This is a genomic window from Williamsia muralis NBRC 105860, from assembly GCF_001598915.1.
Lineage (GTDB): Bacteria > Actinomycetota > Actinomycetes > Mycobacteriales > Mycobacteriaceae > Williamsia > Williamsia muralis.
On record NZ_BDAP01000002.1, the window covers coordinates 939,176 to 964,780 of the forward strand.

At 65.4% G+C, this 25,605-nt stretch carries 26 protein-coding genes; 20 read left to right on the forward strand and 6 right to left on the reverse strand.

Annotation, left to right across the window (positions count from 1 at the left end; all coding sequences use genetic code 11):
• Window positions 1–17: 17 nt before the first annotated feature.
• Entirely contained in the window at window positions 18–1,025 is a 1,008-nt protein-coding gene (locus WIMU1_RS11065) for a FecCD family ABC transporter permease (RefSeq protein WP_062797113.1), read from the reverse strand.
• 271 nt (window positions 1,026–1,296) lie between these two features.
• On the opposite strand from WIMU1_RS11065, the gene WIMU1_RS11070 reads away from it, so the two are divergent.
• Both WIMU1_RS11070 and WIMU1_RS11075 read left to right on the forward strand, forming a co-directional pair.
• Window positions 1,297–1,719 (forward strand): hypothetical protein, encoded by a 423-nt coding sequence (locus tag WIMU1_RS11070; RefSeq protein ID WP_030172470.1) that lies wholly within the window; start codon window positions 1,297–1,299, stop codon window positions 1,717–1,719.
• Window positions 1,720–1,898: 179 nt separating this feature from the next.
• Window positions 1,899–2,642 carry a MerR family transcriptional regulator gene (locus WIMU1_RS11075; RefSeq protein ID WP_062797115.1) on the forward strand — a complete coding sequence of 248 codons (744 nt, stop codon included), beginning with the start codon at window positions 1,899–1,901 and terminating at the stop codon, window positions 2,640–2,642.
• A 296-nt stretch (window positions 2,643–2,938) separates the two neighbouring features.
• Here the strand turns inward: WIMU1_RS11075 and WIMU1_RS11080 are convergent, their stop codons facing one another.
• Window positions 2,939–4,327, reverse strand: coding sequence for an FAD-dependent oxidoreductase (locus WIMU1_RS11080; RefSeq protein WP_062797117.1), 1,389 nt, complete (start codon window positions 4,325–4,327; stop codon window positions 2,939–2,941).
• A 216-nt stretch (window positions 4,328–4,543) separates the two neighbouring features.
• Window positions 4,544–5,575 (reverse strand): ABC transporter substrate-binding protein, encoded by a 1,032-nt coding sequence (locus WIMU1_RS11085; protein ID WP_245968913.1) that lies wholly within the window; start codon window positions 5,573–5,575, stop codon window positions 4,544–4,546.
• Window positions 5,576–5,718: 143 nt separating this feature from the next.
• On the opposite strand from WIMU1_RS11085, the gene WIMU1_RS11090 reads away from it, so the two are divergent.
• The 6 genes from WIMU1_RS11090 to WIMU1_RS11115 all read left to right on the forward strand — a co-directional run bounded on the left by WIMU1_RS11090 (window position 5,719) and on the right by WIMU1_RS11115 (window position 10,017).
• Window positions 5,719–6,207 (forward strand): Rv0361 family membrane protein, encoded by a 489-nt coding sequence (locus WIMU1_RS11090; protein WP_147431365.1) that lies wholly within the window; start codon window positions 5,719–5,721, stop codon window positions 6,205–6,207.
• A complete protein-coding gene (locus tag WIMU1_RS11095) occupies window positions 6,204–6,617 on the forward strand; it encodes a rhodanese-like domain-containing protein (RefSeq protein WP_062797120.1) in 414 nt (137 codons plus the stop codon). Before WIMU1_RS11090 ends, WIMU1_RS11095 begins: the two co-directional genes overlap by 4 nt.
• Before the next feature lie 34 nt (window positions 6,618–6,651).
• Window positions 6,652–7,860 (forward strand): O-succinylhomoserine sulfhydrylase, encoded by a 1,209-nt coding sequence (locus WIMU1_RS11100; RefSeq protein WP_062797121.1) that lies wholly within the window; start codon window positions 6,652–6,654, stop codon window positions 7,858–7,860.
• Between the two features lie 68 nt (window positions 7,861–7,928).
• Window positions 7,929–8,552, forward strand: a complete 624-nt coding sequence (locus WIMU1_RS11105) for a DedA family protein (protein WP_197038012.1) — start codon at window positions 7,929–7,931, stop codon at window positions 8,550–8,552.
• Window positions 8,553–8,674: 122 nt separating this feature from the next.
• A complete protein-coding gene (locus WIMU1_RS11110) occupies window positions 8,675–9,502 on the forward strand; it encodes an aminotransferase class V-fold PLP-dependent enzyme (protein WP_062797122.1) in 828 nt (275 codons plus the stop codon).
• Window positions 9,499–10,017: a hypothetical protein gene (locus WIMU1_RS11115; RefSeq protein ID WP_062797124.1), complete on the forward strand. Its 519-nt coding sequence runs from the start codon at window positions 9,499–9,501 to the stop codon at window positions 10,015–10,017. Before WIMU1_RS11110 ends, WIMU1_RS11115 begins: the two co-directional genes overlap by 4 nt.
• A 37-nt stretch (window positions 10,018–10,054) precedes the next feature.
• On the opposite strand, the gene alc is transcribed toward WIMU1_RS11115, so the two are convergent.
• The gene (alc, locus tag WIMU1_RS11120) at window positions 10,055–11,080 is read right to left on the reverse strand and encodes an allantoicase (protein WP_062797126.1); all 1,026 of its coding nucleotides are present in this window, start codon (window positions 11,078–11,080) and stop codon (window positions 10,055–10,057) included.
• A gap of 166 nt (window positions 11,081–11,246) precedes the next feature.
• On the opposite strand from alc, the gene WIMU1_RS11125 reads away from it, so the two are divergent.
• A complete protein-coding gene (locus tag WIMU1_RS11125) occupies window positions 11,247–11,717 on the forward strand; it encodes a MarR family winged helix-turn-helix transcriptional regulator (protein WP_062797128.1) in 471 nt (156 codons plus the stop codon).
• Window positions 11,714–13,396 (forward strand): MDR family MFS transporter, encoded by a 1,683-nt coding sequence (locus tag WIMU1_RS11130; RefSeq protein WP_062797130.1) that lies wholly within the window; start codon window positions 11,714–11,716, stop codon window positions 13,394–13,396. Before WIMU1_RS11125 ends, WIMU1_RS11130 begins: the two co-directional genes overlap by 4 nt.
• A gap of 80 nt (window positions 13,397–13,476) precedes the next feature.
• Here the strand turns inward: WIMU1_RS11130 and WIMU1_RS11135 are convergent, their stop codons facing one another.
• A complete protein-coding gene (locus WIMU1_RS11135; RefSeq protein ID WP_023955670.1) occupies window positions 13,477–13,989 on the reverse strand; it encodes an inorganic diphosphatase in 513 nt (170 codons plus the stop codon).
• A gap of 105 nt (window positions 13,990–14,094) precedes the next feature.
• On the opposite strand from WIMU1_RS11135, the gene dacB reads away from it, so the two are divergent.
• The 3 genes from dacB to tilS are packed head-to-tail and all read left to right on the forward strand — an operon-like array spanning window position 14,095 to window position 17,440.
• Window positions 14,095–15,468, forward strand: coding sequence for a D-alanyl-D-alanine carboxypeptidase/D-alanyl-D-alanine endopeptidase (gene dacB / locus WIMU1_RS11140; protein WP_062797132.1), 1,374 nt, complete (start codon window positions 14,095–14,097; stop codon window positions 15,466–15,468).
• Window positions 15,465–16,481: an Rv3626c family coenzyme F420 biosynthesis-associated protein gene (locus WIMU1_RS11145; RefSeq protein WP_235189420.1), complete on the forward strand. Its 1,017-nt coding sequence runs from the start codon at window positions 15,465–15,467 to the stop codon at window positions 16,479–16,481. The genes dacB and WIMU1_RS11145 overlap by 4 nt, the downstream gene beginning before the upstream one ends.
• Window positions 16,478–17,440, forward strand: a complete 963-nt coding sequence (tilS, locus tag WIMU1_RS11150) for a tRNA lysidine(34) synthetase TilS (protein WP_245968914.1) — start codon at window positions 16,478–16,480, stop codon at window positions 17,438–17,440. Before WIMU1_RS11145 ends, tilS begins: the two co-directional genes overlap by 4 nt.
• A 17-nt stretch (window positions 17,441–17,457) precedes the next feature.
• Here tilS and WIMU1_RS11155 read toward each other — a convergent pair whose 3' ends face one another.
• Entirely contained in the window at window positions 17,458–18,111 is a 654-nt protein-coding gene (locus WIMU1_RS11155; protein WP_062797134.1) for a DUF8020 domain-containing protein, read from the reverse strand.
• A gap of 317 nt (window positions 18,112–18,428) precedes the next feature.
• Between WIMU1_RS11155 and hpt the strand changes: the two genes are divergently transcribed.
• The 7 genes from hpt (at window position 18,429) to folK (ending at window position 25,599) form a co-directional block, all read left to right on the forward strand.
• The gene (gene hpt, locus WIMU1_RS11160) at window positions 18,429–19,001 is read left to right on the forward strand and encodes a hypoxanthine phosphoribosyltransferase (protein WP_030172532.1); all 573 of its coding nucleotides are present in this window, start codon (window positions 18,429–18,431) and stop codon (window positions 18,999–19,001) included.
• Between the two features lie 12 nt (window positions 19,002–19,013).
• On the forward strand, window positions 19,014–20,375 hold the full coding sequence (locus tag WIMU1_RS11165; RefSeq protein WP_062797136.1) for an amidase: 1,362 nt from the start codon (window positions 19,014–19,016) through the stop codon (window positions 20,373–20,375).
• A gap of 326 nt (window positions 20,376–20,701) precedes the next feature.
• Complete coding sequence (gene ftsH / locus WIMU1_RS11170; protein ID WP_062797138.1) at window positions 20,702–23,098, forward strand: ATP-dependent zinc metalloprotease FtsH; 2,397 nt, start codon at window positions 20,702–20,704, stop codon at window positions 23,096–23,098.
• The gene (gene folE, locus WIMU1_RS11175; RefSeq protein ID WP_062797140.1) at window positions 23,095–23,706 is read left to right on the forward strand and encodes a GTP cyclohydrolase I FolE; all 612 of its coding nucleotides are present in this window, start codon (window positions 23,095–23,097) and stop codon (window positions 23,704–23,706) included. The genes ftsH and folE overlap by 4 nt, the downstream gene beginning before the upstream one ends.
• Window positions 23,707–23,814: 108 nt before the next feature.
• Window positions 23,815–24,693, forward strand: coding sequence for a dihydropteroate synthase (gene folP / locus WIMU1_RS11180; RefSeq protein WP_062797621.1), 879 nt, complete (start codon window positions 23,815–23,817; stop codon window positions 24,691–24,693).
• Window positions 24,686–25,060 carry a dihydroneopterin aldolase gene (folB, locus tag WIMU1_RS11185; protein ID WP_062797142.1) on the forward strand — a complete coding sequence of 125 codons (375 nt, stop codon included), beginning with the start codon at window positions 24,686–24,688 and terminating at the stop codon, window positions 25,058–25,060. Before folP ends, folB begins: the two co-directional genes overlap by 8 nt.
• A complete protein-coding gene (gene folK / locus WIMU1_RS11190) occupies window positions 25,057–25,599 on the forward strand; it encodes a 2-amino-4-hydroxy-6-hydroxymethyldihydropteridine diphosphokinase (RefSeq protein ID WP_062797144.1) in 543 nt (180 codons plus the stop codon). Before folB ends, folK begins: the two co-directional genes overlap by 4 nt.
• The last annotated feature ends 6 nt before the right edge of the window (window positions 25,600–25,605 follow it).

Below are 25,605 nucleotides of genomic sequence, written 5' to 3' on the forward strand. Positions count from 1 at the left end.
CGCCACCGACTTCACGGTCATACCGCCACCAACTTCTTTGCGCGTACCAGGGCGATGAAGAACGGGGCGCCGACGGCAGCCAGGACGATGCCGGCCTGGATCTCGCCGGGGCGGGCGATCATCCGGCCGAGCACGTCGCAACCGACGAGGGCGACGGCACCGATGAGCGCCGAGTAGGGCACCACCCAGCGATAGTCGGGGCCGGTGAAGAACCGGGCCACGTGCGGCGCCACCAGGCCGAGGAACACGATCGGCCCGCACGCTGCGGTCGCAGACCCGACGAGCAGCGTGATCGCGAGGATGCCGGCGATCCGCACCTGAACGATCCGCGAACCCAGGGCCTTGGTCATCTCGTCGCCCAAGGACAGGATGTTGAGGAAGAAGCCGCTGGCGATCGCCAAGATGAGCCCCGGGATGATGAACGGGAGCGTGGCGAGGATGACGTCGAATCCTCGCCCGGCCACTGATCCCACCTGCCAGAAGCGCCAGGCTTCCAGCGATGCGGTGTCGATCAGGACGATCGCGGATGTCAGTGCCACCAGCATCGCCGAGAGTCCGGTGCCGGCGAGGATCAGCGTCAGCGGGCTGGCACCCTTGCCCACCGACGCGAGGAAGAACACCAGCGAGGAGGCCGCCATCGCGCCGAGCAACCCGAAGCCCATGTACTGGATGGGTGTGGTGATACCCAGGACGTAGACGCCCGTGACCACTGCAAAAGCAGCGCCCGCGTTGACGCCGAGGATGCCCGGGTCGGCCAGTGGATTGCGCGTATGGCCCTGTGTGAGCGCACCCGCGGCGCCGACCGCAAGACCGACCACCAGGCCCAACACGGTGCGGGGGATGCGTAGGTCATGCACGATTCCGACGGCGTCGGGCGCTCCTGGAACGTTGTCCGCCCACAGCGCGTCCCAGACCTCGGGCAGGGGGATGACGCGGGACCCGATCGCGATCGAGGCCGCGCAGACGATGGCCAGGAGGACCAGTAGCAGTACCACCCCGGGTATGCGTCGCGATTTGTTGACCAAGATCTACGGGACCTGTCTTGTGTAGTTCAATGCATGTGTATGCGGTAGTTGTGCGGGTGGTCGGTGTCGGGATGACGACGTCGACGGTAGGCAGGTTACCCTAACCTTCTCCGGTACTGCGAAATCTTCCCGCGGTCCATGGCTTTGGATCACGGAACGGTAACGAATCGCAGACACTGTGTTTCTTATCTGTTTCTTGGCTAACACTCAGGCTGTCATCAGGCGATAACCCCATGAGTCACATCCGTGGCCAGACCTGGAGGAGTGAAGAATGAAACAGAAGTTGATTCGCGCCGCCGCAGCCGTAGCCGCGACTGTGGGTATTGCCGCAGGCAGCGTTGTTGCCGCCGCGCCCGCACAGGCCGCCCCCGTGGGCCCGTTCGACCTCGACCTCACCGGCGGCGTCAGCTGCGAGTGGGGCAAGCCCGGTGATCCCTGGGTCAACGCCTGGCACACCAAGCGCTGGATGAAGGTCACCGCATACGGTCGCGACTGGCCCAACGTCACGCTCCAGGAGTTCAACGGCGCGCAGAAGTTCGCCCCGGTCCTCAAGAAGGGCCAGTCCCTGACCATCGAGACCAAGTGGTTCGGCTGCTTCCCGACGTCCATCTCCGGCTACACGATCTCCAGCGAGATCGACCCGCTGCAGAACAACATCGGCTACTGGTTCAGCGTTCAGAGCATCCCGAACTGACGCTCGCACCCAGCACCCACCACGGCGGGTGAACAGCACCACCACTCGATCCCTCTCCCGGACACGATCTGTCTGGGGGAGGGATCTTTGCGTCTGCCGGGTGCGGGTGTTGCCAAAGGCCTTGCGGTTGACGCAGCGTCAACGGGCACAGTGGTTCTCGACCGCCTGAGGAGGCCGAGATGGATCATCCGATCGGGGAGATCGCCCGTAGTTCGGGCGTCACGCCGCGCACGTTGCGGCACTACGAGCAGTTCGGGCTGCTGTTGCCGTCACGGACGGGCGCCGGCGGCATCCGGTACTACGACTCAGCGGCAGTGGTCCGTCTGCAGCGCATCCTGATCTTGCGCGAGTTGGGTCTGTCGCTGCCGCGAATCGCTGACGTGCTTGCCGGACAACAAGATCCACGAGCAGCGCTCGGGGAACTCCTCACGACACTGCGGTCTCGACGCGACAGCATCGATGCCCAGATGTCGTCGGTCGAACACACCATCACCCACCTGGAGAAGGGACTCGACATCATGCCCACCGACGCATTCGCCGGATTCGACCACACCGTCCATCGCGAGGAGGTCGAAAGTCGCTGGGGCGCTGACGTCTACGCGACATCCGATCGCTGGTATCGCTCACTCACCGATGAGCAGCGTGCAGACTTCGCCGCAGAACATCGGGCCATCGCTGCACAGTGGATCGAGCTCACCGATGCGGGGGAGGACCCGTCAGGGGAGCGAGCCCGCCATCTAGCGGCCCGTCATCTGGAGTGGCTCGCACTGAGCGGTGCGACAGTGTCGGCCGACTACGTGCGTGGCCTCGGCCAGATGTACGTCGACGACGAACGGTTCGGCAAGAACTACGCACCCACTGGCGTCGACCATCGCCGATACGCGGAGTTCGTGCGGGATGCGTTGGAGTTTGCTGTCGATTGAGGGGTTGGCTCGGCGGCGGTTTCGGTCGCTCGGTGAACTGGCAGATGCGCGGTCTGTAGCCCGAGCTTCTGCGAGGTTCGCGAGCCGGCTATCCCAGTCGCTCGGCTAACCGGCAGATGCGCGCTCTGTAGACCGAGCTTGTGCGAGGTTCGCGAGCCGGCTATCCCAGTCGCTCGGTGAACTGGCAGATGCACGCTCTGCAGACCGCGCTACGACGAGGATCGTGCCGGCAGTTACCGCCGCTCACTGAACCAGCAGAAGCTCGGTCTACAGCCCGAGCTTCCGCAACCCCAGCGTCAGGCCCTGTTGACCTTGTCGGGCTCAGAGGCTGCGAGCATGTCTTCGCGCTCGACGACCTTCACGCGTTCGCGGCCCTCGGCGGCTCCGAGTGCGCGTTCGTGCTCATCGAGCCGGTACCAGCCGTCCCAGGTGGTGAAGGCGACGCTCTTGTCCTCGAGGTACTTGATGATCGCGTCCTCGCCGGGCTCGGCCGGTTCGAGGAGCTTGCCCTCGTGCATGTCGTCGAGCAGGCAGTCGACGGTCTCGTTGGCGTCGCCCTTGGTGTGGCCGATGAGGCCGACGGGTCCGCGCTTGATCCAGCCGGTGGTGTACATGCCGGTCATGTGGGAGCCGTCGTTGAAGATGCGGCCCGCTTCGTTGGGGATCACGCCGGCCTGGTCGTCGAACGGGATCTGCGGCAGGTTGTCCGAGAGGTAGCCCACGGCCCGGTAGACCGCACCCAGCTCCCAGTCGGTGAAATTGCCGGTGCCCTTGACGTTGCCGGTGCCGTCGAGCTCGGTCCGTTCGGTGCGCAGACCGACGACCTTGCCGTCGTCGCCCAGGATTTCCACGGGCGACTCGAAGAAGTGCAGGAACAGCTTGTGCGGGCGGCCCTTGGGGTCGCGGATCGCGTACTGCTCGATGATCGTTGCGACCTGATCGGTGATCTTCGACGACCGACGGGCGACGGTGGAGCCCTCGTCGTAGTCGATGTCCTCGGGATTGACGATCACGTCGATGGTCGGCGAGTGGTCGAGCTCTTTGAGCTCGAGCGGGGTGAACTTGGCCTGAGCCGGTCCGCGCCGTCCGAACACGTGGACCTCGGTGGCCTTGTTGTTCTTGAGGCCCTCGTAGACGTTGGCGGGGATCTCGGTGGGCAGCAGTTCGTCGCCGGTCTTGGCCAGCACGCGCGCCACGTCCAAGGCGACGTTGCCGACACCGATGACCGCGACCTTCTCGGCCTCGAGCGGCCAGGTGCGTGGGAAGTCGGGATGTCCGTCGTACCAGGCCACGAACTGCGCGGCGCCGTAGGAGCCGTCGAGGTCGATGCCGGGCAGGTTCATCGCCCGGTCGTCGGTGGCGCCGGTGGAGAAGATGACCGCGTCGTACATCTGCTGCAGGTCTTCGAGGACGATGTCGCTGCCGTAGTTGACGTTGCCGATCAACCGGATCTGCGGCTTGTCCAGCACCTTGTGCAGCGCGGTGATGATGCCCTTGATGCGCGGGTGATCCGGTGCCACGCCGTAGCGGATCAGGCCGAACGGTGCCGGCATCCGCTCGAACAGATCGATCGAGACACCACGGTCTTTGGCCTTCTCCGACTTCATCAGGGCATCAGCGGCATAGATGCCGGCCGGACCGGCACCGACGATGGCCACGCGAAGCGGACGGTTCTGATCGCTCATGAGTCGGAGTGTCTTTCTCGTTCAGTTGGGGTCGCTGCCGAAAACCGGGCGACCTGCCTGGTGCTGGCGTTGTGGACAGTCTGCCCACCACGGTAGGCGCTGGACCTGGCCGGAACAAAAAACCTCATCCCAGACCAGGTCCAGCGGAGCTGTGACCTCGGGTTGTGCGGGGTCCAGCGGAGCTGTGACCTCGGGTTGCGCCGAGGCCGGCAGTGCCTATTTGCCGAGCTGCGGGGCGATCTGGTCGACAGCCCAGGGGATGGTCAGCACGGTCGGCACCGACATCGCGGTTCCGGTCTGCTGGTCGAGGTAGATGACGCCCCCGCGCTTGACGATGTCGAGGTTGTTGAAGACCGGGTTCGTCTTCATCCGCTCGTTGGAGCCCTCCCAGTCGATGGCCACCACCTGGTCGAGGTTGTTGAGCAGGTTGAGATTCTCGTTCGAGATGGTTCCGTAGAAGCCGCTGGTCACGAGCTGCTCGAGTTCCTTGGGGAACACCTGGCCGAGGTTGGTCAGCATCTGTCCGCGACCGTCACCGGGGCCGTAGATGGAAATGGAGCCGTCGGTGCCGGCGATGATCACGGCCGACTTCTTGCCGACCATGTTCGGGTACTTCGCCTTGGCGTCCTCGAACTTCTGATTGGTCTGGTCGATCAGTTCCTGGGTCTTCTCGGGCATGCCGACGGCCTTGCCGATCTCGGCGGTGGATGCGGCCCAAGGGATCAGCCAGTCCTGGTACTGCGCTTCGCGTACGAGGGTGGGCGCAACCTTCTTGAGGTTGTCGTACTGCTCCTGGGTGACCGCGTTGTTCACCGCGACGATCATGTCGGGGTTGGTGGCCAGTGCCTTCGGGATCTCACCGTTCAGATCCTGTGCGGCCAGTCCGAGCACCTCGGGGGTGTTCTCGGCGATGTACTTCTCGTTCCACGGAGCGATCGCGGTCTTACCGGTCGGGTCACCGAAAGGAACGATGGTCGTGGGTCTGATGCCGAGAGCCAGCAAGATGTCCGAATCGCCGGGGCCGAGCGTCGCGATGCGCTTGGGCTCGGTCTCGATGGTGGTCTCGCCGAGGTTGTGAGTGATGGTGACGGGCAGGGCGCCGGCTTCCGCGGAGACCGAAGCACCTGAGCTGTCACTGTCTTCGTCGGGAGCCGAACATGCCGCTGTTCCCACCAGGGCGGCGACGGCCACCGTGGCGACGGCCGTGCGGGTGAATCCGCGCGACAACCGGGTTGTCTTGATACGCACTTTTGTTGTCCTTACGTCCGGCAATCCAGAGGTCGAGTTCGCCCCCGACGGCATCGATCAAGTTAGGATTGGCTCACCAATATCTGGATCAGCGTCTCACGGCGGCGCGGCATCCGGCAAATGCGGGTTATAAGCTCGCGACCATGGCATCAAGGAACTCCGGGACGTCCGGTGAAGGTGGTAAGTCGGGGCCGCCGAGCGATGACGAACGCCGGACCATGTGGCCGTTTCTCATCGCGGTGGCGATCGTCGTACTGACGCTCGGCACCATCGCCGTCACCTACGTGGTGCGCCCGGTGGACGAACGGCTCACCGAGGAGGCCAAGGTGGCCCGCTCCATCAACGACCACTACACCGCGAAGAACGCCGTCAACTATTCGAACTTTCGCGCCGCCACCTGTACTGCGGACCTTTCGTCGGTCGACTTCCCCACCGAGGACGAATTCACCATCGAGAACACTGACGCCCGCGAGGCCGACGGGGCCATTGAGATCGATGACATCTCCGAGACGGTTGTCAACGGCAACCGCGCAACCGCGAATGTCCACTGGTCTCGCAAGGAGAGGACCGAGACCCAGATCATCGGAGTGGTGCTGGTGAACGAAGAAGGCGACTGGAAGGTGTGCTCATGAGCTACGCAGGAGACATCACGCCGGAGCAGGCGTGGGCGATTCTCTCGGAGAACCCCGACGCCGTGCTGGTGGACGTGCGAACCAAGGCCGAATGGAGTTACGTCGGCATTCCCGACCTCACCGAGCTGGGCAAGCAGACCGTACTGATCGAGTGGGTCACATTTCCTGACGGACAACGCAATCCGGATTTCGTAGGCCAACTGCGCGAGGCCGGCATCGCCGACGACCAGCCGGTGGTGTTCCTCTGCCGTTCCGGTCAGCGGTCGATCGGTGCCGCAGAGGCCGCCACGGCCGATGGGGTCGCCGAGGCGTACAACGTGTCCGACGGATTCGAAGGCGGCCTCGATTCGGCCGGTCATCGCGGGGCCGTAGGTTGGAAGGCGCTGGGGCTGCCCTGGCGCCAATCCTGAGGAACCGGCTCACCGGCCGGGGTGCTCATCTGCCATGGAGGAACATGTGATCAGCGAACTGCCCGACGGGGTGTCGCCGGATACGCTCGCGGTTCGCGGTGGTCTCGACCGCTCGGGGTTCGAGGAGACGTCCGAGGCGATGTACCTCACCTCGGGCTACGTCTACTCGTCGGCTGCTGCCGCTGAGCGCGCCTTCACCGGCGAGGACAAACGGTTTGTGTACTCGCGCTACGGAAATCCGACCGTCGCGATGTTCCAGGAACGCCTCCGACTGCTCGAAGGTGCCGAAGCCTGCTTTGCCACCGCCAGTGGAATGGCCGCTGTGTTCGTCGCCCTCGGTGCGCTGCTCAAGGCCGGGGACAGGCTGGTGGCAGCCCGGAGTCTGTTCGGGTCCTGCTTCGTGGTCTGCAACGAGATCTTGCCGCGTTGGGGTGTGGAGACCGTCTTCGTCGACGGCGAAGACCTCGAACAGTGGGAACAAGCGCTCTCGACACCGACGACCGCCGTGTTCTTCGAGACCCCGTCCAACCCGATGCAGACGCTCGTCGACGTCGAGAAGGTGTGCGAGCTCGCCCATGCGGCCGGCGCAAAGGTGGTGCTGGACAACGTCTTCGCGACACCACTGCTGCAGAAGGGGCTCGATCTCGGCGCCGACGTGATCGTCTATTCGGGCACCAAGCACATCGACGGTCAGGGCCGGGTGATGGGCGGAGCCGTCCTCGGTGACGCCGAGTACATCGACGGTCCGGTGCAGACCCTGATGCGGCACACCGGGCCGGCGCTCAGCCCGTTCAATGCGTGGACCCTGCTCAAGGGTCTCGAGACGATGCGGCTGAGGGTGGACCACTCGGTGGCCTCTGCGCTCCGGATCGCCGAGTTCCTGCAGGAGGATCCGCGCGTCGCGTGGGTCAAATACCCGTTCCTGCAGTCGCATCCGCAGTACGACCTGGCCACCCGGCAGATGTCCGGCGGCGGTACGGTCCTCACCTTCGAGTTGGCCGACCGCGGGTCGGTATCGGGTAAGGCAAGGGCGTTCGAGGTGCTCGACGGGCTGAAGATCATCGACATCTCCAACAACCTCGGCGACTCGAAGTCGCTGATCACCCATCCCGCCACCACGACTCACCGGGCGATGGGTCCCGAAGGGCGCGCCGCGATCGGGCTGTCGGACTCCGTGGTCAGACTGTCGGTGGGACTCGAAGGTATCGACGACCTGCTGCACGACATGGACCAGGCGCTCTAGCGGCGTCATTGCACGGCACCGGCCCCGGTGCCTTCTTCGGATCGGAGGGTGGAGACATCCTTTCCTCATTGGTCGACTGGGTCATCTCGGTTGTCGAGTCCACTCCGCCCTGGGCTGTGTATCTCGTTGTCTGGGGGGTCATCTACGGAGAGGCCGCCGCGCTGATCGGCCTGATCCTCCCAGGTGAGACCGTTCTGCTGGCGGGTGCCGTCGCCGCCGCCATCGGTCCGACGAACATCGGCTGGCTGATCACCGGTGCCTGCTTCGCCGCGGTGCTCGGCGACTGGACCGGGTACATGCTGGGTCGACGATCAGGGGAACGGATAACCCACTCCAGACTGGGCTCGTGGATCGGTGAGGAGCGCTGGAACCGCGCCGAAGAGCTGATCCGCAACGGGGGTGTGGTGGCGGTGATCGGGGCGCGCTGGATCGGTTACGTCCGCACGGTCACGCCATTTGTGGCCGGGATGAGTCAGATGCCCACCAAGCAATACCTTTTCGCGAACGTCCTGGGCGGCGTCGTGTGGGTGGTGGTGGTCGGGGTGACCGGATACGCCGTCGGCGAGACGATCGGGGCCACCTTGCTGCTGTACCTGGGGTTCGCAGCGGCTGTGGTGGTTCTCGGGTACTTCGCCTTCCGCTGGTGGCGTCAGCGCGACAAGTCCGAAATAGGCTCTACCAGCGCCGAATAACATTCACCCGGGGTTTTATTTGACACGGCAATTATTCCGGCGACATCGTTGTTGACATGAAGGGCCGACCCGCTTCGGCCGCCAGTTCTCACCTCTCGCCCGGAAAGGAAACGTGCCCGGCCATGGCCTCCACGCGCGATCCGCACACGGTTCTGGCCGAGTTCGTCCACGCCCGGTCCGGTGACACCGTGGTGCTCGCCTCCGATGCGGATGACGCGGTGCGAAAGGTGGTCGACGCGGCACCCGGACAGTCCGTACTGCTCGACCTGACGGCCGGTCTCGGAGACCGTCGGACCGGGGACCACGCCGGCGACAGGCTCGTTGCCGCACAGGTGGATCTCACCACCACGCTCGCCGCCCTGGACCGCGAGCTCTCCGTCCGGCCTGCGGCACTGCTGATCGTCCCGGGTGTCGCCCCGTCCACCGGTGAGGTCCTGCCGCTGTCGAAGCTCGCTGCGGTGGCCCATCGCCACGGGGCCCGGCTCCTCGTGGACGCAAGCGAACTCGCGGCCCGACGGGTGATCAACATGACCAGCCACGGCATCGACTACGCCGTGTTCACCGGACGGCAACTGGCAGGCCACGGGCCCGCCGTCGTCGTCGGCCGGCCGGATTGGCTGCGCGATGTCATCGGTGTCGAGGCGGACCCGTCTGCGCTGGGCGGGCTCGCACAGGGTTGCGACGAGGTCGCGGGCCTGGGTTTCGAGTGGATCGGCCTGCACGAACAGGCGTTGTCGGACACTCTCGACGAGGCGCTGCAACGGTTGCCCGGCACCCGGCGGCTGCGACTGTGGGCCGACGTTGCCGATCGTGTGGGCATCGCCTCGGTCGCGGTGGCAGGACGCGAGGCGCCGTTCGCGCTTCGCTGGGGTTTCGAGACCGGTCGGTACGACGTTGCGCAGCAATTGGATTCACTGGCAGATGTGGTGTTCGAGCAGGAGAAGTCATGACATATGAAGCCGTCGGTGCACCACGCAACCGGCCAGAACTGCTCGTCGCCATCGATGGCGACGACAACCCCATCGCCTGGAGTGGTCCTCGTCCGCGCGACGCGCATGCGGGGGTGATCCGCCGGATCCGCCAGCCTGAACTGCGTGGCGGGATCCGGGAGAGAACTCAGATGCGAGCGGCGTGGACCAGCCTGGGCAACGAGCCCGCCGATCTGGTCGTCGCTCTCGAGATCGATGTGCTGATCGCCGACGATGCCGCGACTGCACGAGCAAAATTGTTGCGACTCGGTGAGTCGAGGTTCGGGGACACCGTGCGCTACGTCGGAACGGCCAATGGCCTGTTGACGCTGATCCTGGACATCTACACCGCCGAGGTTGCCGATGCGGTGATCCTCCGGCCCATCGATTCCGCTGCTGAATCGGCCGACGACTCGGTGGATGCCGGGCGGAACACCGCGGCATTGATCGCCGAACAGGTGTTGCCGCAACTGACCAAGAGGTCCGTCGCGGCCTGACCCTGCCGTCCGCCACCGCGAAAGTCGTACGGGTGCGTCAGCTTTCGCCGTGTTCCCAACGGTTGACGATCTGTTCTCGGGCACCGTCCGTCAGTTGACCGAACAGTCGGAGCCTGGCCATCCCGCCGTCGGGGTAGATGTCCATGCGTGCTTCGGTGAGCGGTCGGTCCACGTCGACGAGGAAGCGGTGCCGGGTGTCGGGCTGCAGTGGAGTCCGCGGAACGAGTTCGAACCACTCGCCGTTCTCGCCGTCGCGACCACGGATCATCGCCGACCCCGGGGCGTTGCCGAGGAAGTAGCTGGTGTCGAGTTCGGCCAGACCGACGGTGGCCTCACCCGCCAACTTCACCTGCACCCAGTCGTTTCCGGAATCGCGGCGACGTGAGGTCTCCCATCCCTCACCCATGGTGCGGGCACGACCCGGCATCAGCAGGTTGTTCGGCGATCCGTAGAACATGTTGGAGCACGAGGTGATCATGCCGCCGTTCTCCAGCGCCGCGAGGTCGAAGTGCCCGTACGACAAGAACTTCGGATCGGGGATACCGCGTCCGTGCACGCGGAAACGGGCAACTCCTCCGTCGGGATAGATCGAGAGCCGCACGTGGGTGAATCGTTCCTTGGCGTCGACGCGGAACGGGTTGCGCGTGTCGCCGTTGACCTCGACGCGGTCGACGATCGTTGTCCACTCGGTCTCTTCGACCAGCTCCAGTGCGGTCGGAATGCCTTCCACCGCAGCAGCTTCCACAGAGATGTAGGGCGGGTAATTTCCCACGAACCACGATGTGTCCACGACGACGCCGTAGATGACGCCGGGAACCCCGAGTCGGACGATGGCCTGGTCGACGCCGTCTTCGCGACGCCGCCGGGTTTCCCAACCGTCGTAGACCTGACCTTTGTGACCAAACGTTGCGGGCTGGTACTCGGCCGCCGGGGTCTTGATCAGGTTCTGGGCTTCGGCGAACAGGTCGTCGTTGGCCCAGATCACTGCTCCGCCGAGGGCACGCAACGCCAGATCGGGCATGGAGGTGAAGTGCGGGCGGGAGGCGGGCGGAGAGGGTGTCACGACATCCGAGGTTAGTGTGCCGGGGTCTGCGGGGCGAACCGGGCGGCGCCGATGGTTGCAGATGGCAACCGTCCCAGAGCATACTTGCAACGCACAAGTAGTTGCTGTGTGAAACTCGTGCTGCCGGCTAGATTGATGCGTTTCGTGGGAAGGCTCGTTGCAGAAGATGTCCCGCTCGGACCAGGTTGAGAACTTCATCGAGGTGCTCGCCCGATACGCACGCATCCGCGAACGACTGGCGGCCACCCGCCTGCGCACCCCGGACGGCATCGTTGAAACGGCCGCCTACCAGTGCCTTTTCCGGCTGACCGACAAGCCGTCGCGCTCGGGCGAACTGGCCGAGGCCCTGTTCGCCGATCCGTCCACCATCAGCCGTCACGTCGCTCACCTGGTACGTCTCGGCTATGTACGTCGCGAGGCCGACCCGCAGGACGGGCGTGCCACGATCCTGGTGGCCACCGATTCGGGCCGCGAGCGGGTGGCTGCGCTGCGTCAGCGACGCGGTGAGGAGCTCAAGTCGTTGATGTCGGATTGGCCCGACGACGACATCGACACCCTGATCCGGTTGATGGGCCGGTTCGTCGACAGTGCCGAAGATGCATTGACCTGTGCTCCAGCTGAGAGGCAACCGAATTGACCGACACCCCCGCTTCCGCTCCGGCCGGGAGCGCTGAGCTGTCGCACAAGAAGATCCTGACGATCCTCGGCGGACTGATGCTGGGGATGTTCCTGGCCGCACTCGACCAGACCATCGTCTCCACCGCCATCCGCACCATTGCCGATGACCTGCAGGGCTATTCGCTGCAGGCGTGGGTGACCACCGCGTATCTCGTCACGGCCACCATCGTGACCCCGCTCTACGGCAAGTTGTCGGACATGTACGGCCGCAAGAAGCTGTTCATGACGGCCATCACGATCTTCATCATCGGTTCGCTGCTGTGCACCACCGCGACCTCGATGTATCAGCTCGCGGGGTACCGCGCGTTGCAGGGACTCGGTGCCGGTGGCCTGATGTCGTTGGCGCTCACCATCGTCGGTGACATCGTGCCCCCGCGCGAGCGGGCGAAGTACCAGGGATACTTCCTCGCCGTCTTCGGCACCTCGAGCGTGGTGGGCCCCGTGCTCGGTGGCCTGCTCGCCGGTCAGGAGTCGATTCTGTTCGTGTCCGGCTGGCGTTGGGTGTTCCTCGTCAACGTGCCGATCGGTCTCATCGCTCTGGTGGTGGTCTACCGCGTACTGGACTACGACCAGATCAGAGGCGCCCGCCGGCGGGTGGACTGGTCGGGAGCCGGGCTCCTGGCGCTGGGCGTGGTCCCGTTGTTGATCGTCGCCGAGCAAGGCCGCGAATGGGGCTGGGGCAGTGGGTGGGCCATCGCCTGTTATACGGCCGGTGTGGTGGGCACGGCAGGGTTTGTCTACGTCGAGCATCGGATGGGCGAAGCCGCCATCATCCCGTTGCGCATCTTCCGGAACCGGATCTTCGCGCAGGGCATCGTCATCTCCGTGGTGGTCGGCATGGTGATGTTCGGCTCGATCTCGATGCTGCCGCAGTACTTCCAGGTGCTGCGAGGTTCGAGTCCCACGGTCGCCGGTCTGCAGATGTTGCCCATGGTCCTCGGTTTGATGATCGCTTCGGTGGCATCCGGACAGCTCATCTCCCGCACCGGCCACTACCGGATCTACCCGATCGTCGGATCGATCCTCATCACCGTCTCGACGTTCCTGCTGCACCTGTTGAGCGTGGACACCCCGGTCGCACTGGTGATGACCCTGGCCTTCTTCCTCGGCTTCGGACTGGGCAACCTACTTCAGCCGATGACCCTGGCCTTGCAGAATGTGTTGCCGCCCAAGGACATGGGCGTCTCGACCGCCTCGGCCACCTTCTTCCGTCAGATAGGTGGAACGCTCGGCGTCGCGGTGTTCTTCTCGATCCTGTTCTCGCTGATGGGGCCCAACGTCACCGATGGGCTCAAGGACAGTGCGGACACCCCGCAGTTCAGGCAGGCCGTCGCTGCCGCCGCGCAGAGTCCGGACGCACAGGTCGCCGCATTCGGGAAGGGCCTGATCGCTGCGGCCGCCGACCCGGATGCCCAGACCGGCAGTGTCATGGACGACACCTCGGTGATCTCCAAACTGCCCGAACCGATCTCGCGACCGATTCGCGTCGGGTTCGCCGACGCGATGGACACGGTGTTCTTGACCGTGTCGATCGTCTCGCTGATCTCGCTTGTGCTGGTGTTCTTCTGGAAAGAGGTTCCATTGCGGACCAAGTCGGGGATGCAAGCGGCCAAGGACGAGGCCGCCGCCGAATCCTGAGGCCGAATCCTGAGGCCGAACGCGAGCAGGGCCCGACTCCGTGGAGTCGGGCCCTGCTGTGCTGCGGGCGTCAGTGCAGATCAGCCGCGGGAGGGTTCGTTCGCCTCGTGCGGCTGAGTCTTGAGTCGCTCGATGGCTTCCTGGGCCACCTTCTCGGCGTCGGCCTTGCCGGTCCAGCCGCCTGCCGTGACCTCTTTGCCCGGCTCGAGGTCCTTGTAGTGCTCGAAGAAGTGCGCGATGGCCTTGAGCTCGAACTCGGGCACATCGTCGATGTCCTGGATGTGGTCCCAGCGCACGTCCTTCGCCGGAACGGCCAGCAACTTGTCGTCGCCGCCTGCCTCATCGGTCATCCGGAACATGCCGACGACGCGGGCCCGGACGATGACGCCCGGGAAGACCGACTCGGGCAGCAGGACCATGGCGTCCAGTGGGTCGCCGTCTTCGCCGAGGGTGTTGTCGATGAATCCGTAGTCCGCCGGATAGCCCATCGACGTGTACAGATAACGGTCGAGATAAACCTTCCCGGACTCGTGATCGACCTCGTATTTGTTGCGTTGTCCTTTGGGGATCTCGATCGTGACGTCGAAGTCCACGCTTCCTCCTGATGCATTCAGCGAATCCGGTCCGAAAATCGACTCAACGATACTGTGGACACAACTATCCGCCGCGCTCGGCGGCACAATTGACCGGAGGTATCGGTGGCAGGCACTTCGCTGGGCCGCAAAGGACTGTGGTGGACGCTCGTTCCCGTGGTGGCTCTCATCGCTGTGGCAGCCATTGCGCTGGTCATAGCCTTCCGCGTGGACGACGGCTCCGACGCCCTCCCCGCGGGTGCCTCGCCCCAGCCATCGCCGGCGTCGCTGACACCGAGGATCAATCCGGTGCGTGCGGACGCGCCTGCGCCGACACCCGCAGGGGTGCGAACCGAACTCACGCAAGCGTTGGCCAACCCGGATCTCGGTGAGTTGAGTGGCGAGATCTCCGACGCCCTGACCGGCGCCGAATTGTGGTCGACGAATCCGAATCGCGCGCTGATCCCGGCATCGACGATCAAGGTCCTCACCGCATCGGCGGCCCTGTTGGCACTGCCGCACGAGCAGAGGGTGACCACCACGGTGGTCGCCGGCGCGGGCGGACAGGTGATCCTCGTGGGCGCGGGCGACCCGACGCTGTCGGTGCAACCGGACGGGCAGGACACCTTCTTCACCGATGCTCCGCGGATCAGCGCGCTGGCCGACCAGATCAAGAAGGCCGGCGTCGACGTCACCTCGGTGGCCGTGGACACCAACGCGTTCAGTGGTCCGACACTGGCGCCGAGCTGGGATCCGGCCGACATAGCGGCCGGGAACATCACCCCGATCGAATCGCTGATCGCCGACTCGGGCCGTAATGACCCGCTCTTCATCGATTCGCCGCGCACCTCGACTCCGGCGCTGACCGCCGGCGCCGCTCTTGCCGACGCGCTCGGAGTGGACGCGGCACCCACCGAGGCGACCGCACCGGCGAATGCCCGGGTGATCGCCCAGGTGCAGTCGGCGCCTCTCGTGACGCGACTCGGGGACATGATGCGAGCCAGCGACAACGTACTGGCCGAGACCGTCTCCATCGAGATCGCGAAGGCCACCGGTGGTCGCCCGACGATGGCCGGTGGCATCGAGGCCGTGCGTAAGACGCTGAGCGACTACGGCTTCAACATGAACGGAACCGTGTTCGCCGACGTCAGTGGGCTGTCTGAGGACAATCGCGTCTCGGCGGCACTGCTCGATCAGGTGGTCAACGCCGGGGCCGGAGACGCACAGCCCAAACTGCGGCCCCTGCTCGACATGCTTCCCGTCGCAGGCGCCACCGGCACCCTCGCCGAACGTTTCGACACCCAGAACAAGTCGGGTGCCGGCTGGGTGAGGGCCAAGACGGGAACACTGACCGGGGCGAGTGCGTTGGTGGGTGTGGTGCAGACGAGAGAAGGCCGCGTCCTGAGTTTCGCGCTGATGTCCAACGGGAGTTCGCCAGATGCGGCCCGCCCGGCGCTCGATGCAATCGCAGTGGCACTGCGGGAATGTGGATGCCGATGAGTATCGACTGGCAACTCGCCGCGACGGTGGGCAAGAAGGTCGCCCGTCCGGGGCCTGTCACCACCGAGTACACGATCACTGCAGCGCAACAGGAACTCGCGCGGTCATCGGCCGCTGCCGAAGGCCCCGTTCGTGAGGTCACCGGATTGGCCGACGGTCTGGCCGTGCCCGCGGCCCAGATCCTCGACCGCGGTGGCTGGATCGAGGCCGCTGCGCTGTCGATGTCGGCGATGCTCGAGGGGCCTGAGCCCGACGGAAAGCCCGGAATATCCGGACGCGTCGCCGGGGTCCAGGCCGGCGGACTGCTGGCGCTGCTCTCCGGCGCGATCCTCGGGCAATACGATCCGTTCACCGCCAACCCGGATACCGGCTCGGACGGGGTCTTGATGCTGGTGACGCCCAACATCATCGCCGTCGAACGGTCGTTGCGGGTTGTGCCCTCGGACTTTCGGTTGTGGGTGTGTCTGCACGAGGTGACGCACCGGGTGCAGTTCTCCGCGAACCCGTGGTTGCGCGATTACATGTCATCCAATGTCGAAGCCCTCACTGCCGAAACCGCGGAGTCCGCGGGTGAATTGGTGACGCGGATCAGTGCGGCGATGCGCAGCGACCAGCCTCGGGAAAAAGGCATCGTCGGTGCGATGCAGTTGTTGCAGAGCCCTGAGCAATACGAGGCATTCACCCGGATGATGATGCTGGGAACACTTCTCGAGGGCCACGCCGATCACGTCATGGACGCCGTCGGACCGCAGCACGTCCCGACCGTCGACACGATTCGCGCGGCATTCGACAAACGTCGGGGTCGGCCGCAAAATCCCGTGCAGCGGTTGCTGCGTGTGCTCCTCGGAATGGACGCCAAACTCGCTCAGTACATTCGCGGCAAGGCGTTTGTGGATGAAGTCGTCGGGACCGTGGGCATGACCCGTTTCAACGCGATTTGGACGGGGCCGGAGACCATGCCGCTGCCCGCCGAGATCGAAAAGCCACGATTGTGGATCGACCGGGTGTTGTGAACCCCGGGGTGAACTCGGGCGCCATCGCCGAGGTCACCGGCGCCGTGGCGTCGTTCGCCCAGGATCATCTCGACGGGACCGCTGTGTGCGTGGGGTTGTCGGGCGGGGCAGATTCGCTGGCACTCACCGCCGCCGCGGTGCACGCCGGTCTGCAGGTGCACGCCCTGGTGGTCGACCACCGACTCCAGGAAGGCTCGGCCGCGGTCGCCGACGAGGCGGCGCGGTCGGCCCGGGCGATGGGCGCGCAGGCCACGGTGCTCCCCGTGGACGTGGAGGGTCGTGGTGGTCTCGAGGCGGCAGCACGCCGTGCTCGCTATGACGCACTCGACGAGGCGCGCGCGGGCAGGCCCGTCTTACTCGCGCACACCCTCGACGATCAGGCGGAGACCGTTCTCCTCGGCCTCGCCAGAGGGTCTGGGCCGCGGTCCATCGCCGGGATGCGCGCGTGGATTCCGCCGTTCGGTCGCCCGTTGCTCGGTCTGCGGCGTGCGAGCACGGTCGCCGCGTGCACCGACCTGGGATTGTCGCCGCATCACGACCCGCACAACACCGACCCACGGTTCACGCGGGTTCGGTTGCGCACCGAGGTGCTGCCCCTGCTGGAGCAGGTGTTGCACGGCGGGGTCGTCGAATCATTGGGTCGCACGGCATCACAGTTGCAGGACGACATCGACGTACTCGAGGACATGGCCGATGACGCCGCCGGTGTCATCGCCGGAGACGAGATCGTGTGCTCTGAGATGACGTCGATACCGGCAGCGATCCGGCGGCGACTGCTGCGGCGCTGGCTCGTCGCGCAGGGGGCGACGGAACCCACCGGCTCAGTGGTGAACGCGGTGGACGCCCTGTTGGTGCGGTGGCGTGGCCAAGGGCCGGTCGCGGTCGGTGGGAACCCCGATCACAGGCTGGAGATAGCGCGACGCGGCGCCCGACTCGTGGTCGAACGCCGCGTGCGTTGAGCTGTGTTCCGGCAGCCTCAGTTGGCCGGCGGGACGAACGGGGAGTTGATGGTGTTGAAGAACTGGATGGCGGCACCGATGAGGACCGGACCACCCACGACGATGGTTCCGACGACGCCTCCGATGCCGGCTCCCGTCACGATGCCTGGCAGACACCCGACGATTCCGGCGGGCAGGCCGACCACACATCCGATGATGCCGCCGACGATGGTCCCGACGAGGCCGCCCACCGCCGACGCGGTGTTGATGCTCTGGCTGAGGGTCTGCATCGCCTGCATATCGCGCTGCTCGCGGGTGGCCGGGGCAGCAGCCTGCTTGCGGACTGCGTCACTGACCTTGACAGGTTCAGCGGCAGCGGCGTTGCGGACCGGCGTCAGAGTCGCGGTACGGCCGTTGATGTCGGCGTTGATGGGGAATTGCTTGTCGTTGAGGTTGTAGGCGAGGGGAATGCTCGCAGCGACGTTGCCTTTGTTGTCGACGATCTGGAATTGACCGTCTGAGGTGCGCAGCGAACCGATGTCGGTCTTGAGCACAACGTGATCACCGACGATATTCGCCGAATAGCCGATGTCTTTCGCGGGCGGGGCCGCATTCGCCTGCGTGGCCGTCACCACGCTGGCGGTGGTGGCCAGTACCAGCATGGCCGAGACCACTGATTTCCGAAACCTCATTGACTACAAATCCCCTCTGATTGCTTGAATGTCCGCCCGAACCGATTTCGATCCCCACATCGAAACAAGCAGAGGCGACGCGACCGGCCCCTGGGCAGAGGGGATGGTGACGCTGTGTAATGACCATGTGTTCTCAGGCAACGCAATGCTAACGGTCGCCAAATGGGAGTTTGGCCGAAATGGGGACAATTCGCAAAACAAACGAGAAGTCGCCGCGAAAAGCCATATGGCTGTCGCGAATTGGTGTCATTCGTTGGGTCTACACAGCTGCCGGCCGACGGCTGCGCGACCCGGGCTGCGGCCGTTGAGGCATGATGATGTCCGTGAGCGAACAGCGCGATCCATATGGGGACGACATCGAAGCAGTTGTGGTCACCGAGGAGCAGATCCAGCGGCGCATCGCCGAGCTCGCCGAGACGGTGGCGAACCGGTACCGGGACACTCCGGATGACCTGGTCCTCATCGGTGTCCTCAAGGGTGCGGTGATGTTCATGACCGACTTCGCACGGGCGCTGCCGATCCCGTCGCAGCTCGAGTTCATGGCGGTGAGTTCTTATGGGTCCTCGACGTCGTCGTCGGGTGTGGTGCGCATCCTCAAAGACCTCGATCGCGACATCCACGACCGCGACGTCGTGATCGTCGAAGACATCATCGACTCCGGGCTGACGCTCTCGTGGCTGGTGAAGAACTTGCGTACCCGCCACCCCAGGTCGTTGGAGGTCTGCACACTGCTGCGTAAACCCGACGCCGTGCGGGTGGACGTGCACGTCGAGGATGTCGGCTTCGACATCCCGAACGAGTTCGTGGTCGGGTACGGGCTCGATTACGCCGAGAGGTACCGGGATCTGCCGTACGTGGGTCGGCTGAACCCGAACGTCTACTCCGATTAGAGGTTCGTTTCGGTGAGTGCGGTACAGACGGCAGAAGGTGTCCGGACCGGTCGACTCGATCCGGTGCAGGTGACCCGGGATGCGCTGTCACGGATAGCTGATCGCGACGGTTCCATCGGCGCATTCGTCAAGGTCCGTGCCGGCAAGGCCGTCGCCGAGGCGGAACTTCTCACGGCCCATCCGGATCTGGCCAAGTTGCCCTTGGCCGGCGTGCCGGTTGCCATCAAGGACAACGTGTCCGTCGCAGGCGAGCCGATGACCGTGGGGTCGGCCGCAACAAGTCGAGCACCTGCGCTCAGTGACCACACCGTGGTCCGCAGGCTTCGAGCCGCGGGCGCAGTGGTCATCGGCCTCACCGCCGTACCCGAGCTGTGCTTGTGGGGGACCACCGACAACGAGCAGACCGTGACACGCAACCCGTGGAACCCGGCGAGAACCCCAGGCGGCTCGTCCGGTGGAGCGGCTGCGGCGGTGGCCAGCGGGCAGGTCGAGTTGGCGCACGGGAACGACGGCCTCGGCTCGATCCGCATCCCTGCCGCCGATTGCGGATTGTTCGGTTTCAAGCCCGGCCTCGGAGTGGTGCCCAGCGAGTTCGGCGGCAACGGCTGGTTCAAGATGAGCGAGAACGGGCCGCTTGCCACGACGGTTGCCGACGGCGCACTGATGCTCGGGGTGATGGCCGACGACATGGCCCTTGCCGCCGCCGGGACGGACGCCGACCCTGGGAAGCTCAGAATCGTTGTGGCGCAGAACTTTCCGCTGGCCGTGGGTCGGACGGACAAGCACTTTGCGCAGGCGGTGTCCAGTTGCAGCGGATTGCTCGCCGACCACGGCCACAGGGTGCCGCAGTCCAAGCTCCCGTACCCGAGCAATCCGGCTCCTCTGCTGCTGCGATGGCTGGCGGGGGCTGCAGCCGACGCGGACGACTTCGCGAAGGCGGGCGGCGATCTGTCGAAGTTGCAGTCGCGCAGCAAGATTCACACGTCGCTCGGCAGGGCGGTGCAACGCTTTGATCTGGTACACGACGTCCAGGCCAGCACCATCGAGCAGAAGGTGCTCGCTTACCTCGACCGCAACCAGGCCGACGTCTTGATGACCCCCGCCCTCGCAGCCCCACCCCTCGAGGCGAAGGCGTGGAGCAGCAAGAGCTGGGCGGCCAACATGTGGGCGAACACCAACTACGCGCCGTTCCAGGGACTGTTCAATCTCCTCGGATGGCCTGCGATGTCGGTACCGTTCGGTGTGCACCCGGTATCCAAGACCCCGGTGGCCGTCCATTTCGCAGGCCGCCCGGGATCCGAGGCAACGTTGCTGAAGCTCGCCGCCCAGATCGAGGCCGCCCGCCCCTGGCAGCGAGTAGCTCCCGGGTATTGACCGGCTGCGCGCCGAACTCGTCGTAGCGCTGTCTGTAGTCCGAGCTTCTCCAAGTGTCGCGAGCGTGGCCCCCGTTCAGCTCGCAAAACTCGCGTTTGCGAGCCCCGCAGACCGCGCTTCCCCAAGTTTCGCGAGCCGCATAACCGGCCCCGCCAGCACCTCAGCCCACACGCTCCGCAGACCCGCGACTGTTTTCGCCCACGGGGAACGCGCGACCACGATGAATCGTTGACGGGTAGCCTGATGATTCAGACATCCCGACTGGAAGGACGCGCCGAAATCACAGAGGGCCGATAGTGGCCGTCGGGGTCGGCTGACACACCTCAATGAACCGCAAGACTGTCTTTCGCAACCTGGCGATCGTGGCCATCATCGTGCTGGCCATCTGGGGCTGGACCGTGCTCCGCGACAACAATCGTGACTACAAGAGTGTCGATACCTCTGTGGCGATGACGCAGCTCAACACGAAGAACGTGTCCGAGGTGCAGATGGACGACCGCGAGCAGACGCTACGGATGACGCTCAAGGACCCGGCGCAGGCCGGCGGGGACAAGAAGATCTCCGCCAAGTACCCCGCCCGCACCACCGAAGAGGTCTTCGACCGCGTCGACGCCTCGGGTGCGAAGTATCAGACGAACGTCAACCAAGAGTCGTTCCTGATGCAGATGCTGATCTTCATCCTTCCGCTCGTCCTGCTGTTCGGCCTGTTCTTCTTTGTGATGAACCGGATGCAGGGTGGCGGCAAGGGCGGCGTGATGGGCTTCGGCAAGTCCAAGGCCAAACAGCTGAACAAAGACATGCCGACCACCACGTTCGCCGATGTGGCAGGTGCGGACGAGGCGGTCGAAGAGCTCTTCGAGATCAAGGACTTCCTGCAGAACCCGGCCCGCTACCAGGCTCTGGGAGCCAAGATCCCCAAGGGCGTGTTGCTGTTCGGTCCTCCCGGAACCGGTAAGACGCTTCTCGCCCGCGCGGTCGCAGGTGAGGCCGGTGTGCCGTTCTTCACCATCTCCGGTTCGGACTTCGTGGAGATGTTCGTCGGTGTCGGTGCCTCACGTGTGCGCGACATGTTCGAGCAGGCCAAGAACAACAGCCCCTGCATCATCTTCGTCGATGAGATCGACGCCGTCGGACGCCAGCGCGGCGCCGGCCTAGGCGGCGGACACGACGAGCGCGAGCAGACGCTCAACCAGTTGCTCGTCGAGATGGACGGATTCGGTGAGCGTTCGGGCGTCATCTTGATCGCGGCCACCAACCGGCCCGACATCCTCGACCCGGCACTTCTGCGTCCGGGGCGCTTCGACCGGCAGATCCCCGTCGGCAACCCCGACATGGCGGGCCGCAAGGCGATCCTCAACGTCCACGCACAGGGCAAGCCGATCGATGCCGACGCGGACCTCGACGGTCTGGCCAAGCGCACCCCGGGTATGTCGGGTGCCGATCTGGCGAACGTCATCAACGAGGCCGCGCTGCTGGCCGCCCGCGAGAACCGCACCACCATCACCGCCGAACTGCTCGAAGAGTCCGTCGACCGGGTGGTGGGTGGTCCGCGCCGCAAGAGCCGCATCATCAGTGAGCACGAGAAAAAGATCGTGGCCTACCACGAGGGCGGCCACACACTCGCCGCGTGGGCGATGCCCGATCTGGACCCGATCTACAAGGTCACCATCCTGGCCCGCGGACGTACGGGCGGCCACGCTCTTGCCGTGCCCGAGCAGGACAAAGACCTGATGACCCGTTCGGAGATGATCGCCCGTCTGGTGATGGCAATGGGTGGTCGTGCTGCCGAGGAGCTGGTGTTCCACGAGCCGACCACCGGCGCATCCTCCGACATCGACCAGGCCACCAAGATCGCTCGCGCCATGGTCACGGAGTACGGCATGAGCGCGAGGCTCGGAGCCGTGCGGTACGGGCAGGAGCAGGGTGACCCGTTCCTCGGCCGCTCGATGGGTTCGCACGCCGACTACTCACCCGAGGTCGCCAGTGAGATCGACGACGAGGTGCGACGCCTCATCGAGGCCGCTCACACCGAGGCGTGGGCGATCCTCACCGAGTACCGCGACACCCTCGACGAGCTCGCCACGCAACTCCTCGAACGCGAGACCCTGACCCGCAAGGACCTCGAGAAGATCTTCGACAAGGTGGTCAAGCGCCCGCGCATCACCACCTTCAACGACTTCGGCGAACGCACCCCGAGCGACAAGCCGCCGGTGAAGACGCCGGGCGAGCTCGCCAAGGAGCGCGGCGAGCCCTGGCCGCCCGAACCCCCGAAGTCGCCGGAGCTGGCGAAGGTCGGACCGTCGCACATGCAGCCCGGTCCGGGTGAGCTTCCGCAGCAGCAGTATCCGCCGCAGTCCCCGGGCAACCCCTACCCGCAGCAAGGTGGGCAGGCAGGTGCCGTCCCAGGAGGCACCCGTCCCGATTACGGTGCCCCCGCAGGTTGGTCGGCTCCAGGCTGGCCCCCCAACGGTGGGCCGAACGGCGGACAGGGCCAGAACGGCGGCACGGGCCACAACGGCTCCTGCCCGGCAGGCAACCCATACGGGCAACCAGGCAATCCCTACGGCCAGCCGGGTAACCCCTACGGCCAGCCCGGTTCTTATGGCCGGCCACCGAATGGTCAAAACGGCCATGGCGGGCACAACGGGAACAACCAGGGTGACGGCGGGAACGACGGTCACGGCCAGAATGGGCATTCCCCGAATGGACAGAATGGACAATGACACAAGAGACCAGTGGGACACCCGCCAAGAACGGTGCGATTGCTCCCTTTGACGCCGAGCGCGCCGAACGTGCCGTACGTGAGCTGCTCATCGCCGTCGGCGAGGACCCGGACCGCGACGGTCTGAAGGAGACGCCGGCCCGGGTGGCGCGCGCTTACGTCGAGATGTTCGGGGGCCTGCACGTCAACCCCGACGACGTGCTGGCCACCACGTTCGATGTCGGACATGACGAGCTTGTGCTGGTCAAGGACATCCCGATGTATTCGACCTGCGAGCACCACCTGGTGTCGTTCCACGGTGTCGCGCACGTCGGTTACATCCCTGGCCCCACCGGTCAGGTGACCGGCTTGTCCAAGTTGGCGCGTCTGGTCGATCTCTACGCGAAACGACCGCAGGTCCAGGAACGGTTGACCACCCAGATCGCGGATGCGATCGTTCGCAAACTCGATCCGCGCGGGGTCATCGTGGTGATCGAAGCCGAGCACCTGTGCATGGCGATGCGTGGAATCCGCAAGCCGGGCGCCACCACCACCACCTCCGCGGTTCGCGGTCAGTTCAAGACCAGCGCGGTCTCGCGGGGCGAAGCCCTCGACCTCATCTCTCGCTGACCTGCGCGACGACACCAGGAGCATCGTGAGGGGCCGGCATCACCGAAAGCCCCGGCGACCTGACGTGGTGGACGTCGTGATGGGGTGGACGGCGTGAGCACCATCATCATGGGTGTCGTCAACGTGACGGCCGATTCCTTCTCCGACGGTGGCCGGTACCTCGATACCGATGCCGCCATCGCCCATGGGTTGTCGCTGGCTGCGCAGGGGGCCGACATCATCGACGTGGGCGGGGAGTCCACCAGACCCGGTGCGCACCGCGTCGACACCGGTCTCGAGATCGCCAGGGTCACGCCCGTCATCAAAGGCCTTGCGGCGCAAGGTGTTCGAACTTCCGTGGACACCATGCGCGCCGAGGTCGCCGACAAGGCGATCGCTGCGGGCGCAACTGTGGTCAATGATGTATCCGGGGGACGTGCCGATCCGGACATGGCGGGAGTTGTCGCCGAGGCGGGTGTTCCGTGGATCCTGATGCACTGGCGCCCTTCCGACCCGTCGTTTGTCCATCGGACCGGCGAACCCGGCGTGTATCGCGACGTGGTGGCCGAGGTCAGCGGGGAACTGCTGGCGCAAGTCGATGCAGCCACGTCTGCCGGTGTTGATCCCAGTGCGTTGATCCTCGATCCCGGTCTCGGATTCGCGAAGACAGCCGAGCACAATTGGGCTCTGCTACACGCACTGCCGACCTTGGTGGGGCTCGGTTTTCCGGTACTGATCGGGGCGTCACGCAAGCGTTTCCTCGGTACCCTGCTCGCCGATCGAGACGGAAACCCACGTCCGCCGGATGGCCGCGAGATCGCCACCGCCGCACTGACCGCACTCGCCGCCGCGGGAGGTGCGTGGGGCGTGCGGGTACACGACGTGCGCGCCAGCCGCGATGCAGCGCTGGTCGCCGACGCCTGGCAGGCGGGCGGGCCGCGCGGCGCCGACACCGGTCCGACCACGTTCTCCGCTGGAGGCGCTGTAACGAAAGGGCACGATGGCTGATCGAATCGAGTTGCGCGGACTGAAGGTTCGGGGCAATCACGGGGTGTTCGACCACGAGCGGCAGGACGGCCAGGACTTCATCGTCGACATCATCCTGTGGGCCGACCTGCGGGTGGCCGCGGCGACGGACGACCTCGCCGACACCATCGACTACGGGGGACTGGCCCACACCGCCCACGACATCATCGCCGGCACACCGCGCAACCTCATCGAGACGGTGTCGGCCGAGATAGCCGACAAGATCTTGCTCGATCTCGACGCCGTTCTGGCGTGCGAGGTTACGTTGCACAAGCCCTATGCGCCAATCGATCTCACGTTCGATGACGTGGCGGTCGTCGCTCGCCGATCCCGCAAGGGGATGCAGTGAGCAGTGCGGTGCTCTCGATAGGCTCCAACATCGGAGACCGGCTCGCCCATCTGCAGTCGGTCTGCGACGGTCTCGGTGACCGGGTGGTGGCGGCCTCGCGGGTCTACGCCACCGAACCGTGGGGCGGGGTGGAGCAGCAGGATTTCCTGAACGCGACCCTGCTGGTCGACGACGACGCCCGGACCGCACGCGATTGGCTGGACGTGGGTCAGCATCTCGAGAACGAGGCGAGGCGGGTGCGCGACCAGAGGTGGGGGCCACGAACTCTCGACGTCGATGTGATCTCGGTGTCGGACCACGGGGCAGTTGTCGAGTCGACGGATCCGGTGCTGACCTTGCCCCACCCGCGTGCCGCTGAGCGGGCGTTCGTCCTGATTCCCTGGCTGGACGCCGATCCCGGAGCGGTGCTCCGTCATCGCGGTTCCGACGTTCCGGTGGCCGATCTGCTGGCCGCATTGACACCGGCCGACCGCGACGGGGTTCGACTCACCGAACACACGCTGACCACCGCCGGTACCGACGCAGGGAAACAAACGTGACGAGCC